Origin of the sequence: Pseudooceanicola nanhaiensis DSM 18065 (genome assembly GCF_000688295.1) — a bacterium.
In the GTDB taxonomy this organism is placed as follows: Bacteria; Pseudomonadota; Alphaproteobacteria; order Rhodobacterales; family Rhodobacteraceae; genus Pseudooceanicola; species Pseudooceanicola nanhaiensis.
Map to the genome: position 1 here is coordinate 1,131,721 of NZ_JHZF01000011.1, position 14,564 is coordinate 1,146,284.

A 14,564-nucleotide genomic window follows, 5' to 3' on the forward strand; every position below is an offset into this window, starting at 1 on the left:
GCATTGTTTGACCAAAAGGTCAAAGCCACGCTATCACGGGTCTGCGACCAGTCAAGGAATACACCGGATCGCGTGTCCGGGGGTGGTAAAACCGACTTGGGTGATCAATTTTTCATCGCGACCGGACGCAGCAGGCCATCGAGGAAACCCCAGTTTCCAAAGGACTTTTGAGAAAGGTTCCTTCAGGGATGAACAAGGCCCAGGCAACGACCCGAATCCAGAAGCGCAATGTCGCGATCATCGCCGAGGCCGCTCTCGAGGTGTTTTCCTCGCACGGGTTCCGCGGCGCGACGGTCGATCAGATCGCGAAGGAAGCGGGGCTGTCGAAGCCGAACCTGCTCTATTACTTCCCCTCGAAGGAGGCGATCCACGGCCATCTTCTGGCCACGCTGATGGACACCTGGCTCGACCCGCTGCGCGATCTCGATCCCGAGGGAGAGCCGCTGGACGAGGTGCTCGCCTACGTGCACCGCAAGATCGAGATCAGCCGCAGCCAGCCGCGCGAGAGCCGGCTCTTCGCCAACGAGATCCTGCAGGGCGCGCCGCGCATCCTGCCGATGCTGAAGGGCGAGTTGAAGGATCTGGTGGACGAGAAGGCCGAGGTGATCCGCGGCTGGATGGCGGCCGGACGCCTTGCCCCGGCCGATCCGCATCACCTGATCTTCTCGATCTGGTCGCTCACCCAGCATTACGCCGATTTCGACGTGCAGGTCCGCGCCGTCCTGGGTCCCGGCGTGGCCGATCCCCTCATCGACGCCGAGAGCTACCTGGTGACGCTTTTCACGCGGATGCTCTCGCCCGGGTGACGTCTATCGCCCGCCGCACATAGGCTTCACGCGGCAGGTGCCGACATGGCGACGGTCCTCCGGCAAGGCGCCCTGCCCGGCGGTGCGATCCGCCCGGCCCGAGACTGCGAAACGCCGGCCCCGGGGGGCCGGCGTTTGCCTTTCCCGCCCCGGACGGAGCGCCTATTCCGCCGCGGTCCGGGACGCGGGGTTGTTCGGATGGGTGGTCCAGTTCGCGTAATCGCCCACCTCGCGCCCGGTCCGCGGATCGGTCTCGCCCTTGTCGAGCTCGACCATCGTGATGCAATCCTCGACCGGGCAGACGTTGACGCAGAGGTTGCAGGCCACGCATTCCTCGTCGATCACCTCGAAGACGCGGCCCGGGTTCATCGCGATGGCCTGGTGCGAGGTGTCCTCGCAGGCCGCATAGCAGCGGCCGCACTTGATGCAGGCGTCCTGATCGATGCGGGCCTTGGTCACGTAGTTGAGGTTCAGGTACTGCCAGTCGGTGACGTTCGGCACCGCCTTCCCGACGAAATCGGACGTGGAGGCATAGCCCTTCTCGTCCATCCATTGCGACAGGCCCGAGATCATCTCCTGCACCACCTTGAAGCCATAGGTCATGGCGGCGGTGCAGACCTGCACGTTGCCCGCGCCCAGCACCATGAACTCGGCCGCGTCGCGCCACGTGGTCACGCCGCCGATGCCGCTGATCGGCATGCCGCGCGTCTCGGGGCTGCGGGCGATCTCGGAGACCATGGACAGCGCGATCGGCTTGACCGCCGGGCCGCAATAGCCGCCATGGCTGCCCTTGCCGTCGATCGTGGGCTCGGGCGCCATCAGGTCCAGATCGACATGGGTGATCGAGTTGATCGTGTTGATGAGCGAGACCGCATCGGCCCCCCCGGCCTTGGCGGCGGCGGCGGGCTTGCGGATGTCGGTGATGTTCGGCGTGAGCTTCACGATGACGGGCTTCGAGTAGTATTTCTTGCACCACTCGGTGACCATCTGGATGTATTCCGGCACCTGCCCGACGGCCGAGCCCATGCCGCGTTCGCTCATCCCGTGAGGACAGCCGAAGTTCAGCTCGATCCCGTCGGCGCCGGTCTCTTCGACCAGCGGCAGGATGGCCTTCCAGCTCTCCTCCTCGCAGGGGACCATGATCGAGACGATGATCGCGCGGTCGGGGTAGTCCGCCTTCACGCGCCTGATCTCCTCGAGGTTCCGGTGAAGGTCGCGGTCGGTGATCAGCTCGATGTTGTTGAGCCCCAGAAGCCGCCGGTCGGCGCCCCAGATCGCGCCATAGCGGGGCCCGTTCACGTTGACGACCGGCGGGCCCTCCTCGCCCAGCGTCTTCCAGACCACGCCACCCCAGCCCGCCTCGAAGGCGCGGCGGACGTTGTATTCCTTGTCGGTCGGCGGCGCGGAGGCCAGCCAGAACGGGTTGGGGCTCTTGATGCCCAGGAAATCGCTCGTCAGATCAGCCACGTGGTGGACCTCCCCTAGGGTTTCTGGCGGCCGGGGCCGCGTCGGTTTGCGTCAGGACGGCGCATCGGGCGACCCATCACCCCGCCTTCCTGAAGATCATCTCGAAGGGCGCGATGGCCCCGGCTTCGACCGCCGCCACGTAATTGGCGAGCTTGGTCGTCGCGGTGTCCCGCATCAGCAGGTGGAGGCCGAGCGGCGGCATGCCGTGGGCCTCGATGGTGCGGAAGAGCCGCGAGAAGTACTCCAGCGCGAACTGGCTGCGTTCGCGTTCGCGGACCGCCTCGAAGCCGGCGGCGCGGGCGGCGTCGCGGTAGGTGCCCGGGGTCGCCACGAAGCTGAGGTCCTCGGTCTCGGCCCAGGGCACCGGGAAGGAGATCGCGGCGTCCTTCTCCAGGGCCATGACATCGAAGAGCGCGAAGATGCCGCCGGGTTCCAGCACGCGGTGGACCTCGGTCATCAGGCGCGCCTTGTCGGCGATGTTCATGCCGACGTGAAACATCGTGGCGAGGTCGAAACTGTCCGCCGTGAAGCGCAGGTCGAGCGCCGAGGAGTGGCGGAACGCGGTCCGCTGCGCCATGCCCGCCATCCTGGAAAGCGTCTGCGCGACCTCCACGAAGGCCTCGGTCAGGTCGACGCCGGTGACATGGGCGCCGCGGGTGCGCGCGATGTGGCGCGCGGTGCCGCCCAGCCCGGCCCCGATGTCGAGCACCAGCGTGTCCACCGAGATCTCGAGCTGGTCGAGCAGGGCATCCGTGGCGACGACGCCGCCGGTGTGGAACTCGTCCACCGGCTTGAGGTCCTCGGGCCGCGGCGCCGCCGGGTTCGCCCCGGCCGCCATGAGACCCGCCCTGATGCGGGTCATCAGGTCTTCCGTCGTGTAATGGGCCGAGACCCTGTCCTCGATCGCGGACATCCAGCGCCCTCCCGGCGTCACTTCAGGTGACGCAAGGTTAACATGACGCAGGGCCTCCGGGAACGGGTCCCCGTTATGCGCCGCGGGGCAGATCATCACCGGGCCATGAGCGTGGCGTGGATGTCCTCGGCGGCATCGCGCCCCTCGGCCACGGCGGTCACGGTCAGGTCCTCGCCGCCGCTGGCGCAATCGCCGCCCGCCCAGACACCTGCGACGCTGGTGCGCCCGGCCGTGTCCACCCGGATCTTGCCGCCGTCGAGCTCGAGCCCTTCCGGCGCGCCATGCAGCGTCTGGCCGATGGCGCGGAAGACCTGGTCGGCGGGGATGCGGAAGGATTCGCCCGTGCCCGCGAGGCGGCCGTCGGTTTCGACGGTGTATTCCAGCTCGATCTCGGTCGCCGCGCCGTTGCCGTGCACGGCGACCGGCATCACGCCCGTCAGGATGCGCACGCCCTTCGAGGTCGCGAGGTCCCGTTCGAACTGCGAGGCGCCCATCCGGTCCGCCGCGCGGCGGTAGGCGATGGTGACGTTTTCGGCCCCCAGAAGCTTCGACTGCACGGCGGCGTCCACCGCCGTCATGCCGCCGCCGATCACCACCACGTTCCGGCCGACGGGCAGCGTGCCCATGTCGGCCGCCTGCCGCAGGGCCGAGATGAAGTCGACGGCATCCTCGACGCCCGCGCGCTCCGACCCTTCGGCCCGGAGCGCGTTGACACCCGCCAAACCGATCCCGAGGAAGACCGCGTCGAAGTCATCCTGCAGCGCGGCAAGGTCGAGCCCGGCGCCGAGCGCCCGGCCCGTCTCGACCGTGATGCCGCCGATGCGGAGCAGCCAGTCGACCTCCTTCTGGGCGAAATCCGCGGTGCTCTTGTAGGCGGCGATGCCGTATTCGTTCAGACCGCCGGGCTTGGGCCGGGCGTCGTAGATCACGACGTCATGCCCCTTCATCGCCAGCCGGTGCGCGCAGGAAAGCCCCGCGGGCCCCGCCCCCACGACCGCGATCCGCTTTCCGGTCGGCGCGGCACGCTCGAACGGATGCTCGTTGCGGGCCATCAGCGTGTCGGTGGCGTGGCGCTGGAGCAGGCCGATCTCGACCGGCTTGCCCTCGGCCTCCATCCGCACGCAGGCTTCCTCGCAGAGCGTCTCGGTCGGGCAGACCCGGGCGCACATGCCGCCGAGGATGTTCTGCTCGAAGATCGTGCGGGCGGCGGCCTCGGGCGTGCCGGTCGAGATCTGCCGGATGAACAGCGGGATGTCGATCTCGGTCGGGCAGGCCTCCATGCAGGGGGCATCAAAGCAGAAATAGCACCGGTCCGCCGCGACGAGGGCCTCATGGGTGTCGAGGGGCGGATGGAGATCGCCGAAATTGCCGGCAATCTCGTGGGCCGGAAGACGGCCCGGGGCGATGCCCGGGGTGGTGGACGCGTTCGTCATCGCTGGATCCCTGTCGGTTCTGGCTTCTTTTGACCGAGCCTGACACGGTTTCATTTTTTATCAAACGGTAAATTTCTGGCGGTGCGGAAATTCGGCCCCTCGCCCGCCCGACTGCCGGTTTTTTCGTCACGGCGGATCGCGCATTACCAAAATGTCGCGTGCCACCGCGGTTCGCGCAACTTTCGGAAAGATTTTTAAGCTCTCGTGACATCTTTTTCACCCAAACGCCGGTTGACGCCCCGTCCTGCCCCGCCTAATGTCCGCCCGAACGAGACCCCCGACGGGAGAGCCGAAGTGGCCGCTCTAGTAATCATCGTAGGAGACAGGCGCATGGGCCGGTAAGCACCGGTAGCCCCGTGAGGACACCCCATGCGCCCCCGGATCGACCTCCGGGGGTTTTTTCGTTTCAGAGAGCTGGCACAGCGCAGGACGGAGTAGATCAGATGACACGCCAGATGACAGGCGCCAAGATGGTGGTTCAGGCCCTCAGGGATCAGGGCGTGGACACGGTATTCGGCTATCCGGGCGGCGCCGTCCTGCCGATCTATGACGAGATCTTCCAGCAGAACGACATCCGCCACATCCTCGTGCGGCACGAACAGGGCGCGGTCCACGCGGCCGAGGGCTATGCCCGCTCCACCGGCAAGCCGGGCGTCGCGCTTGTGACCTCGGGCCCCGGGGCGACCAACGCGGTCACCGGGCTGACGGACGCGCTGCTCGACTCGATCCCGATCGTCGTGCTCTCGGGGCAGGTCCCGACCTTCATGATCGGCACCGACGGCTTCCAGGAGGCCGACACCGTCGGCATCACCCGCCCCTGCACCAAGCACAACTGGCTGGTGAAGGACACCAACGCCCTGCCCGGCATCCTGCACCAGGCCTTCCACGTCGCGAAGACAGGCCGCCCGGGCCCCGTCCTGATCGACATCCCGAAGGACGTGCAGTTCGCCTCCGGCACCTATGCGGCGCCGCCGAAGGGTTCGACCTATCGCTACAACCCGCAGGTCAAGGGCGACATGGAAGAGATCACCGAGCTGGTCGCAGCCCTCGAGACCGCCAAGCGGCCGGTGTTCTATACCGGCGGCGGGGTCATCAACTCGGGCCCCGCGGCAAGCCAGCTGCTGCGCGAGCTCGTGGAGGCGACCGGCGCGCCGATCACCTCGACCCTCATGGGGCTGGGCGCCTACCCGGCGTCGGGCAAGAACTGGCTCGGCATGCTCGGGATGCACGGTCTCTACGAGGCCAACATGGCGATGCACGACTGCGACCTGATGATCAACATCGGCGCGCGGTTCGACGACCGGATCACCGGCCGGATCGACGCCTTCTCGCCCAATTCGAAGAAGGCGCATATCGACATCGACCCCTCCTCGATCAACAAGGTCATCCCCGTCGACATCCCGATCGTGGGCGACGTGGCCCATGTGCTCGAGGACATCCTCAAGGTCTGGAAGGCGCGCGGGCGCAAGACCAACCGCGAGGCGCTCTCCAAGTGGTGGGCGAAGATCGAGGAATGGAAGAAGGTCGACTGCCTGAGCTACAAGCGCTCCGAGGGCACGATCAAGCCGCAATACGCGATGGAGCGGCTCGAGGCGCTGACCAAGGACCGCGACCGCTACATCACGACCGAGGTCGGCCAGCACCAGATGTGGGCTGCGCAATACCTGGGCTTCGAGGCGCCGAACCGCTGGATGACCTCGGGCGGCCTCGGCACCATGGGCTACGGCTTCCCGGCCTCGATCGGCGTGCAGATGGCGCACCCGGACGCGCTGGTCATCAACGTCGCGGGCGAGGCCTCGTGGCTGATGAACATGCAGGAGATGGGCACCGCGGTGCAGTTCCGCCTGCCGGTCAAGCAGTTCATCCTGAACAACGAGCGGCTCGGCATGGTCCGCCAGTGGCAGGAGCTGCTGCACGGCGAGCGCTATTCCCATTCCTGGTCCGAGGCGCTGCCCGATTTCGTGAAGCTGGCCGAGGCCTTCGGCGCAAAGGGGATCCTCTGCAAGGACCCGGCGGATCTGGACGACGCGATCATGGAGATGATCAACCACGACGGCCCGGTGATCTTCGACTGCCTCGTCGAGAAGCACGAGAACTGCTTCCCGATGATCCCGTCGGGCGAGCCGCACAACAAGATGCTGCTCGGCGATGCGAGCACCAAGGACGCGATCAAGGAAGGAGGCGCGGTGCTGGTGTGAGGCCGGTTCGCGCGGGCGTGCCGGGCCGGGGCCCGGCCTGACCCCCGCCGAAGGACATCACGGGATGCAGGCCGGCCTTTGCCCGGCAGCGCCCGACACACCACCCGCCAGAGGACAGACAGATGAACGCACTCCAGATCAAGAAGGGCTCGACCAAGCATTCGGCCTACAACCTCCGCCCGCAATTCAGCGACGTGCAGGAGACCCACACCCTCGCGGTGCTGGTCGACAACGAGGCGGGGGTCCTGGCCCGGGTCATCGGGCTTTTTTCCGGCCGTGGCTACAACATCGACAGCCTGACCGTGGCCGAGGTGGATCACACCGGCCACCTCTCCCGCATCACCGTGGTCACCCGCGGCACGCCGCAGGTGATCGAGCAGATCAAGGCGCAGCTCGGCCGGATCATCCCGGTGCACGAGGTGCACGACCTCACGACCGAAGGTCCCTCGGTCGAACGGGAACTGGCGCTCCTGAAGGTGTCGGGCGATGGCGACAAGCGGGTCGAGGCGCTGCGGCTGGCGGATATCTTCCGCGCCAACGTGGTGGATTCGACCCTGTCGAGCTTCGTCTTCGAGATCACCGGCACGCCCGAGAAGATCGACGCCTTCGCCGACCTGATGCGCCCGCTCGGTCTGGTGGAGATGGCACGCACCGGCGTGGCCGCCCTGGCGCGCGGCATCGCCTGAGACGGTCCCGCGTCAGACCGTCAGGCGCTGATCGGTGGGCGGCAGCGCGCGGGCGCGACGGCGCTGCCCGCTGACGAAGGGAATGATGACCGCGCTGGCCGGCGTCGTTTTCCCGTCACGCGCTTTCACCGTGAGCGGTGCCGCCGGTGTCCCGGCGGCCCGCGCCGCGCGGTTTCCGGCAGGCGCCCGCCCCTTCAGATCCGAGGCCAGCGTCGGGAATTGCTGTTCCGCAACGAGGCACGGGTTCCGCACGAGGCGCATCCGCCCCGCCTGGCAGAGCTCGAACCGGACGAGGTCGCCCGGCTCCAGCGCCAGGTCGACCGCACCGGGATGCTCGACCGCATCGAAATAGGCCAGCTCACCGTGGTCTTCGCACCAGATGACCGCCTTTTGTGTCGCGCAATCGCTCCAGAGAACCACTCCGAACATCGCCTACCCCGCTCGCAAGAGACAGTTAAGTCCTTGAGCCCAATGTGGTTAGACCCGTGTTCCCTGGACATTCCCCATTATGAAACGTGCATTCGAATTTTGTGTCGCCACAGGCACGAAATGGCGCTATATAACATCATTAATGACGCTGAATAACGTCAATCATTACGAAGGTTGCGCGGAACCGTATCAGCGCGCGATCCGGACGGGAAATTCATCCAGGGGACGCTTGCCATGAACCGAGTCGTCATAAATCCCGCACGAGACATGACCGATCCGGTCGAGGTTCGCGGCATCTTCGGCGCCAACCTGCGCCAGCTCAGCGGCAGATACCCCTCGATCGCCGGGCTCTGTCGTGAGCTCGGGATCAACCGGACACAATACAACCGCTATCTTTCGGGCGAGAGCTTCCCGCGCCCCGACGTGCTGCAGCGGATCTGCACCTTCTTCGACACCGATGCCCGCATCCTGCTGGAACCGGTGGACGAGCTGACGCCGATCGCGTCGGATCTGCTCAACCATCCGGCCATCGCGCCCTACATGGGCAGCGATTCCACCTCCGTCCCCGAAGAGATCATGCCGGGCGGCATCTACCGTTTCTCGCGCCGCAGCTTCATCGACGCCGATCTGGCGCTGACCGGGCTGGTCTATGTCTTCCGCGCCGACGGCTACACCTTCGTGCGCGGGTACGAGGCGAAGGACGCCATGGCGCAGCAGGGGCTCGACGCGAGCGCCGGCACCCGCGAGTTCCGGGGCATCTTCCTCAAGCAGGAGGAGGGCGTCGCCGCGCTGATCTCGCGCAAGGGGGCGATCACCTGCACCTTCAACTTCCTCAGCCGGGTGCCCGCCTTCGAGAACAACTTCTGGGTCGGCTACGTCACCCGCACGGTGGCCGAGACCATCGCCGGCCACCGGGCGACGCGGATGGTCTATGAACACCTCGGCCACGATTTCGGCACCATCCTGAAGGTGGCGCGCGCCACGGGCTTCGTGAAGCCCGACAAGCTGCCGGCCTTCCACCAGCGGCTCCTGCGGCTGGCCGAACCCTTCAACTGACCTGCCGGTGACGGCACTGGTCCCGCTGCGACACGAGGTGCCGCAGCGGGATGAGCGCACACCGCGCCCTCGCCGTGGCGCGCGGGCTGCCGAAGGGCCATGGCACCGATCCGGCCCTGCACACGCCCGAACGCCGGCGGCTCTTCGTTCCGGTATCGCCCGCCGTTCCGGTTTCGGCCGCCCGCTGCCTCACGGCGGCGCGAACAGCCGCTTCCCCCTGCACCTCGCGTCGATGTCCCTGCCGTTCCGGGCCCGGTTCGTGGCGCCCGGGCGCGAGAGCGATCAGCCCGCTGCCCGGGCCCTGTCCGCCATGTAGGCGCCGAGCCGCCGCAGCCCCTCGCGGATGTCCTCGGTGCTGGCGGCATAGGAGAACCGCAGCGTCCCCTTGCCGCGCCGCGGGTCGAAATCCATACCCGGCGTGACCGCCACGCCCGCCTCCTCGAGGATCTCGCGCGCGAAGGCGAGGCTGTCGTCGGTCAGGTGCGACACATCGGCGTAGACGTAGAAGCCCCCGTCCGGCGGCGCGATCCGGTCGAAGCCCGCGCGCGGCAGCCCCTCCAGCATCAGCCGCCGGTTCTCGGCATAGGTGGCGAGGTTGCGGTCGAGCTCCGCCTCGCAATCGAGCGCGGCCAGCGCGGCCACCTGGCTGGGATGCGACGCGCAGATGAAGAGGTGCTGGGCGATGCGCTCGACCCGGCGGACGTGATCCTCGGGCACGACCATCCAGCCGACCCGCCAGCCGGTCATCGAGAAATACTTCGAGAAGGAATTGATCACGTAGGCGTCGTCTCCCACCTCGAGCGCCGAGACCGAGGGGCGGTCGTATTCCAGCCCGTGATAGATCTCGTCCGAGATGAAGGCGGTGCCCCGCGCCCGGCAGGCGTCCATCAGCGCGGAAAGCCCGTCGCGGTCCAGCATCGTGCCGGCCGGGTTCGAGGGCGAGGCCACGAGCAGCCCGTGGAGGTCATGCGCCGCCACGTCCTCCGGCACGGGCTGGTAGCGGTTCGCGACCGAGGTCTCGATCAGCACCGGCTCGAGGTTCATCACCTGGAGGATCTGGCGGTAGGACGGATAGCCCGGCATGCCGATGCCGACCCTCTCGCCCGCGTCGAACAGCGCCGCGAAGGCCAGGGAGAACCCGCCCGAGGACCCGGGGGTGACCACCACCCGCTCCGGGTTCAGCTCGACATCGTACCATTCGCCGTAGAGCCGCGCGATCCGCGCGCGCAGGGCCGTCAGGCCGAGCGAGACCGAATAGCCGAGCGCTTCGCCCTCCATCGCCTCCGCCAGCGCCGCGCGCGCCGCGGCGGGGGCCGCCGTGCCGGGCTGGCCCACCTCCATGTGGATGATCGAGCGCCCGCGGGCCTCTGCGGCCTGGGCCGCCTTGATGACGTCCATCACAATGAAGGGATCGACCTCGCCGCGCCTTGAAACCCGCATGACCCTCTCCGAAACTGTTTCCGATACCCCAGGGTCGCGGCCCGGCGTCCCGAAGGTCAATGGCCGCACCCCGCAGGACGTGCCCCACGCCATAAAGAACCCGCCCGTGCCGGGTCAATGGTCGCCCTGCCCGGTTCCGCGGCACCGCCACGACCATTGGCTTTCGCGCCGGAATATGGTCTGTCACCCGCAACCTGATCAGGAGTTTCCCATGTCCCGCCTCGCCCCCCTCGCTGCCGCGCTGACGCTCGGCCTCGCCCTTCCGGCCCAGGCCGAAACCGGTTTCGACCCGTCGAAGATGAGCGCCGAGGAACGCGAGGCCTTCCGGCAGGAAATCCGCGACTACCTGCTCGAGAATCCGCAGGTGATCTTCGAGGCGGTGGCGGTCTTCGAGAACCAGCAGGCGCAGGACAAGGCGGACCAGGACGTCTCCCTGGTGCAGGCCAATGCCGAGGCGATCTTCGACGACGGCTATTCCTGGGTCGGCGGCAATCCGGAGGGCGACGTGACCATGGTGGAATTCATGGATTACCGCTGCGGCTATTGCCGCAAGGCCTTCGACGAGGTGAACGAGCTGCTCGAGACCGACGGCAACATCCGCTTCGTGGTCAAGGAATTCCCGATCCTTGGCGAGGCCTCGGTGCTCTCCTCGCGCTTCGCCGTGGCGACCCGGCAGGTGGCGGGCGACGAGGCCTACCACGCGGTGCATGACGCGCTGATGACCTTCACCGGCCAGCCGGACGAGGCCGCGCTGACCCGGATCGCGGAGAGCCTCGGACTCGATCCCGCGCCGATCCTCGCCGCGATGGACAGCGACGCGGTGATCGGCGAACTGGAGGAGACCCGCGCGCTGGCGCAGCGTCTGCAGATCAACGGCACGCCGACCTTCGTGATCGGCGAGACCATGCTGCGCGGCTACGCGCCGCTCGACGCGATGCGCGGCCTCGTGGAGGAGGCCCGCGCCGAGTGAGCCGCGGTTGACCCACCCCGCCGCCGCGCCTAGCGTCGCGGCGGGAGGGACGCGGATGACCAAGGACAAGCTCACCTGGCGGGACTGGAGCCGCAAGCCCGAGGCCTGGCCCGAGGTATGGCGCGGTGCGGCCGAGGGCGAAGCGCTCGGCACCAACGTGACGGTGCTCTTCTACGAGGCGGCCGAGCCGGGCGTCGGGCCGACGCTCCACGTCCATCCCTATGACGAGGTCTTCGTGATCCGCGAGGGCCGCGCGCTCTTCACCGTCGGAGACAGGAAGATCGAGGCAGAGACCGGGGACGTCGTCCTCGGCCCCGCCAATGTCCCGCACAAGTTCCACAATCTCGGCCCCGGCAGGCTGGTGACGATCGACATTCACCAGAGCCCCCGCTGGATCCAGACCGATCTCGTGGACCCGGACCTCCCCTGAGCCGCCGAGCGTGCCGCAAGCCAGGCCGCACCCTTCCTCTGGTCCATGTATCCCCGCCGGAGGCAACCGCGATCTGGCCTCCGGCCAGATCGCAAGGCATCACGTGCGGCCTGCGCCCCGCAGGCCGCTCCGCCTTACTCCGCCGCCTCGACTTCGGCCGCGTCGCGCGCTTCGATCTCCGCGGCCTTCCTCTCGACCTGTTCGACGATGTGGTCAATCATCTGCTCGTTCGACATCCGGTGCGACTGCTTGCCGGCGAGGTAGACCATCCCGTTCCCGGCACCGCCGCCGGTGAAGCCGACATCCGTCATCAGCGCCTCGCCCGGCCCGTTCACCACGCAGCCGATGATCGACAGCGACATCGGCGTCTTCACATGCTCCAGCCGCTCCTCCAGCGCCTCGACCGTCTTGATCACGTCGAACCCCTGCCGCGCGCAGGACGGGCAGGAGATGATGTTCACGCCGCGGTGCCGAAGCCCGAGCGCCTTCAGGATCTCGAAGCCCGCCTTCACCTCCTCGATCGGGTCGGCCGAGAGGCTGACCCGCAGCGTGTCGCCGATCCCCATCCAGAGCAGGTTGCCGAGGCCGATCGCGCTCTTGATCGTGCCCGACATGAGCCCGCCGGCCTCGGTGATGCCGAGGTGGATGGGCGCGTCCGTCGCCTCGGCCAGCGACTGGTAGGCCGCGGCGGCGAGGAAGACGTCCGAGGCCTTCACCGAGATCTTGAACTCGTGGAAATCGTTGTCCTGAAGGATGCGGATATGGTCGAGCCCGCTCTCCACCATCGCCTCGGGGCACGGCTCGCCGTATTTCTCCAGGAGATGCCGCTCGAGGCTTCCCGCGTTCACCCCGATCCGGATCGAGCAGCCGTGATCCTTCGCGGCCCGGATGACCTCGCGCACGCGGTCGGCCGAGCCGATGTTGCCGGGGTTGATCCGCAGGCAGGCGGCGCCCGCCTCGGCCGCCTCGATGGCGCGCTTGTAGTGGAAGTGGATGTCCGCGACGATCGGCACGGGGCTTTCGCGCACGATCTCCTTCAGCGCGCGGGTCGAGCTTTCGTCGGGCGTCGAGACCCGCACGATATCGGCGCCCGCATCCGCCGCCCGCTGGATCTGCGCCACGGTGGCGGCCACGTCCGAGGTGTCGGTGTTGGTCATCGTCTGCACCGAGATCGGCGCGCCGTCGCCCACGGGGACGTTGCCCACCATGATGCGGCGGCTCTTGCGGCGGTCGATGTTGCGCCAGGGGCGGACGGGGTTGTGCGACATGGGATCGGACTCCGGTTGCCGGGCGTTTCGGGCTGTCAGGCGGAGAGATACAGGCGCAACGTGACAGGCGCAATGCGCCCGGCGGTCACGTTGTGCAGAGGATCAGTCCTGCTGGACCTGGACCGCGGGCGTCGGCTCGGCGACCTGCGCCTCGGCCACCACGCGGGCGGCTTCGGGGTCGGCGGTCAGATCGGCGACCTGGTACTTGCCGGTCAGGTCGGTGACCGACAGGGCCACGTCCCGGATCGTGCTGGTGCCCTGCCCGGCCGGACCGTAGAGTTCACCGTTGACCCGGAAGTAGAGCGAGCCGGCCATGCCCGCGCGCAGGACCGGCGCATCCTCGGTCTGCGGCAGGTCGTAGCTTTCGCCGGCGTCGAGGATCTTCTCGAAGATGATCGAGCCGTTCGCGGCCCGGATGCGGATCCAGGCCGGGCGCACCGCGAAGACCGACACGCCCGGGGCCGCGGCCTCGACCACGCGGGGCGTGAAGGGCGTCACCTCTTCGGTGCCGGTCTCGGTTTCCGCCACCGCGCGGCGCAGCGCATCGTCGACGAGCGAGTCGGAGGTCTCTCCGCCCGGGCGCAGGTCCGAGGCGTAGGTCCCGATGCGGGCCGGGTCGAGGGTCGAGATCGGGGCGTCGCGGGCAACCATGACGGGCACGTCGAGCGCCTGCGGACGATAGAGCCGGTCCAGCGCCTCGGCCGGGGGCGAGAAGACGCCGGAGGCCTCCGCATTGGCGACATCCTCGGGCTTGGGCCGGGTCGCGCCGTCCAGCGGATCGAGATCGGTCAGCACGTCGGGCGTGTTCTCGGACGGCGCCACCTGGACGCGCTGCACCTCGTTCAGGACGGACCAGGCGCCATAGCCGAGCCCGGCGATCAGCGCGAGCAGCACGAAGGCAGAGCCGATGGCCGAGGGTTCGATCCGGGCGAGGAAGCCGTCGCGTTCGGGCACGAAGGGCGTGCCGGGCCGCATGAACGGGTCCTTCTCGGCCGGCAGGGTGCGACCGATGATCGGGTCGTCCTTGCGGCGCGAGGACGCCTGCGCGGAGACACCGTGCGGCGTCGAGAAGCCGCTCTCGGCGCAGAAGGCCGCGAAGACCTCGTCCGGGTTCATGTTCAGGTAACGCGCGTAGGAGCGGACGTATCCCGCGATGAACCCGGGGGTGTCGAAGGCGTCGGGATCGCAGTTCTCGATCGCCGAGATGTAGGAGGCCTTGATCCGAAGCTCGCGCTGCACGTCCAGGAGGGACTTGCCCATGGTCGCACGTTCGCCGCGCATGACATCGCCGAGCTTCAACTCGAAATCGTCGAAACCCCGCGGCTGCGCCTCGCGCGTGTCGATGTCTGGCTGGTATCTACGCCGCATCGTCCGGAACTGCCCCATTCTATGGTTTGCGACCCGGATAATCCCCAAGATTCGAGTCGCGCCCTTATTGAGTTAAGGCTACCACACGACAAGTCAAAAG

At 67.8% G+C, this 14,564-nt stretch carries 13 protein-coding genes; 6 read left to right on the plus strand and 7 right to left on the minus strand.

Annotation, left to right across the window (positions count from 1 at the left end; genetic code table 11):
- Positions 1-188: 188 nt before the first annotated feature.
- A complete protein-coding gene (locus Q344_RS0106420) occupies positions 189-806 on the plus strand; it encodes a TetR family transcriptional regulator C-terminal domain-containing protein (RefSeq protein ID WP_028285974.1) in 618 nt (205 codons plus the stop codon).
- Between the two features lie 162 nt (positions 807-968).
- Here Q344_RS0106420 and preA read toward each other — a convergent pair whose 3' ends face one another.
- The 3 genes from preA to Q344_RS0106435 form a co-directional block, all read right to left on the minus strand.
- A complete protein-coding gene (preA, locus tag Q344_RS0106425) occupies positions 969-2,273 on the minus strand; it encodes an NAD-dependent dihydropyrimidine dehydrogenase subunit PreA (RefSeq protein ID WP_028285975.1) in 1,305 nt (434 codons plus the stop codon).
- Positions 2,274-2,349: 76 nt separating this feature from the next.
- The gene (locus tag Q344_RS0106430; RefSeq protein WP_028285976.1) at positions 2,350-3,186 is read right to left on the minus strand and encodes a class I SAM-dependent methyltransferase; all 837 of its coding nucleotides are present in this window, start codon (positions 3,184-3,186) and stop codon (positions 2,350-2,352) included.
- 95 nt (positions 3,187-3,281) lie between these two features.
- Positions 3,282-4,619 (minus strand): NAD(P)-dependent oxidoreductase, encoded by a 1,338-nt coding sequence (locus Q344_RS0106435; protein ID WP_028285977.1) that lies wholly within the window; start codon positions 4,617-4,619, stop codon positions 3,282-3,284.
- 443 nt (positions 4,620-5,062) lie between these two features.
- Between Q344_RS0106435 and Q344_RS0106440 the strand changes: the two genes are divergently transcribed.
- A complete protein-coding gene (locus tag Q344_RS0106440; protein ID WP_028285978.1) occupies positions 5,063-6,817 on the plus strand; it encodes an acetolactate synthase 3 large subunit in 1,755 nt (584 codons plus the stop codon).
- A 122-nt stretch (positions 6,818-6,939) separates the two neighbouring features.
- Positions 6,940-7,503 (plus strand): acetolactate synthase small subunit, encoded by a 564-nt coding sequence (gene ilvN / locus Q344_RS0106445; RefSeq protein WP_028285979.1) that lies wholly within the window; start codon positions 6,940-6,942, stop codon positions 7,501-7,503.
- A 12-nt stretch (positions 7,504-7,515) separates the two neighbouring features.
- On the opposite strand, the gene Q344_RS25010 is transcribed toward ilvN, so the two are convergent.
- Positions 7,516-7,932 carry a hypothetical protein gene (locus Q344_RS25010; protein WP_051630320.1) on the minus strand — a complete coding sequence of 139 codons (417 nt, stop codon included), beginning with the start codon at positions 7,930-7,932 and terminating at the stop codon, positions 7,516-7,518.
- 234 nt (positions 7,933-8,166) lie between these two features.
- Here Q344_RS25010 and Q344_RS0106455 point away from each other — a divergent pair, with 234 nt between their 5' ends.
- Positions 8,167-8,988, plus strand: coding sequence for a helix-turn-helix domain-containing protein (locus Q344_RS0106455; RefSeq protein ID WP_051630322.1), 822 nt, complete (start codon positions 8,167-8,169; stop codon positions 8,986-8,988).
- Between the two features lie 282 nt (positions 8,989-9,270).
- Here Q344_RS0106455 and Q344_RS0106460 read toward each other — a convergent pair whose 3' ends face one another.
- On the minus strand, positions 9,271-10,428 hold the full coding sequence (locus tag Q344_RS0106460; protein WP_028285981.1) for a pyridoxal phosphate-dependent aminotransferase: 1,158 nt from the start codon (positions 10,426-10,428) through the stop codon (positions 9,271-9,273).
- Between the two features lie 211 nt (positions 10,429-10,639).
- Here Q344_RS0106460 and Q344_RS0106465 point away from each other — a divergent pair, with 211 nt between their 5' ends.
- On the plus strand, positions 10,640-11,398 hold the full coding sequence (locus Q344_RS0106465) for a DsbA family protein (protein WP_028285982.1): 759 nt from the start codon (positions 10,640-10,642) through the stop codon (positions 11,396-11,398).
- Positions 11,399-11,453: 55 nt separating this feature from the next.
- Positions 11,454-11,828 carry a cupin domain-containing protein gene (locus tag Q344_RS0106470; protein ID WP_028285983.1) on the plus strand — a complete coding sequence of 125 codons (375 nt, stop codon included), beginning with the start codon at positions 11,454-11,456 and terminating at the stop codon, positions 11,826-11,828.
- A 134-nt stretch (positions 11,829-11,962) separates the two neighbouring features.
- Here Q344_RS0106470 and ispG read toward each other — a convergent pair whose 3' ends face one another.
- The gene (gene ispG, locus Q344_RS0106475; RefSeq protein ID WP_028285984.1) at positions 11,963-13,096 is read right to left on the minus strand and encodes a flavodoxin-dependent (E)-4-hydroxy-3-methylbut-2-enyl-diphosphate synthase; all 1,134 of its coding nucleotides are present in this window, start codon (positions 13,094-13,096) and stop codon (positions 11,963-11,965) included.
- Positions 13,097-13,198: 102 nt separating this feature from the next.
- On the minus strand, positions 13,199-14,464 hold the full coding sequence (locus Q344_RS0106480) for a helix-turn-helix domain-containing protein (RefSeq protein ID WP_028285985.1): 1,266 nt from the start codon (positions 14,462-14,464) through the stop codon (positions 13,199-13,201).
- Positions 14,465-14,564 lie beyond the last annotated feature (100 nt).

What these genes read in the sequence shown, in the direction of transcription:
- Q344_RS0106420 (WP_028285974.1), top strand. Translation starts at nt 189, where the DNA reads ATGAACAAGGCCCAGGCAACGACCCGAATCCAGAAGCGCAATGTCGCG.
- Q344_RS0106430 (WP_028285976.1), bottom strand. Translation starts at nt 3,186, where the DNA reads ATGTCCGCGATCGAGGACAGGGTCTCGGCCCATTACACGACGGAAGAC.
- Q344_RS0106435 (WP_028285977.1), bottom strand. Translation starts at nt 4,619, where the DNA reads ATGACGAACGCGTCCACCACCCCGGGCATCGCCCCGGGCCGTCTTCCG.
- Q344_RS0106440 (WP_028285978.1), top strand. Translation starts at nt 5,063, where the DNA reads ATGACACGCCAGATGACAGGCGCCAAGATGGTGGTTCAGGCCCTCAGG.
- ilvN (WP_028285979.1), top strand. Translation starts at nt 6,940, where the DNA reads ATGAACGCACTCCAGATCAAGAAGGGCTCGACCAAGCATTCGGCCTAC.
- Q344_RS25010 (WP_051630320.1), bottom strand. Translation starts at nt 7,932, where the DNA reads ATGTTCGGAGTGGTTCTCTGGAGCGATTGCGCGACACAAAAGGCGGTC.
- Q344_RS0106455 (WP_051630322.1), top strand. Translation starts at nt 8,167, where the DNA reads ATGAACCGAGTCGTCATAAATCCCGCACGAGACATGACCGATCCGGTC.
- Q344_RS0106460 (WP_028285981.1), bottom strand. Translation starts at nt 10,428, where the DNA reads ATGCGGGTTTCAAGGCGCGGCGAGGTCGATCCCTTCATTGTGATGGAC.
- Q344_RS0106465 (WP_028285982.1), top strand. Translation starts at nt 10,640, where the DNA reads ATGTCCCGCCTCGCCCCCCTCGCTGCCGCGCTGACGCTCGGCCTCGCC.
- Q344_RS0106470 (WP_028285983.1), top strand. Translation starts at nt 11,454, where the DNA reads ATGACCAAGGACAAGCTCACCTGGCGGGACTGGAGCCGCAAGCCCGAG.
- ispG (WP_028285984.1), bottom strand. Translation starts at nt 13,096, where the DNA reads ATGTCGCACAACCCCGTCCGCCCCTGGCGCAACATCGACCGCCGCAAG.
- Q344_RS0106480 (WP_028285985.1), bottom strand. Translation starts at nt 14,464, where the DNA reads ATGCGGCGTAGATACCAGCCAGACATCGACACGCGCGAGGCGCAGCCG.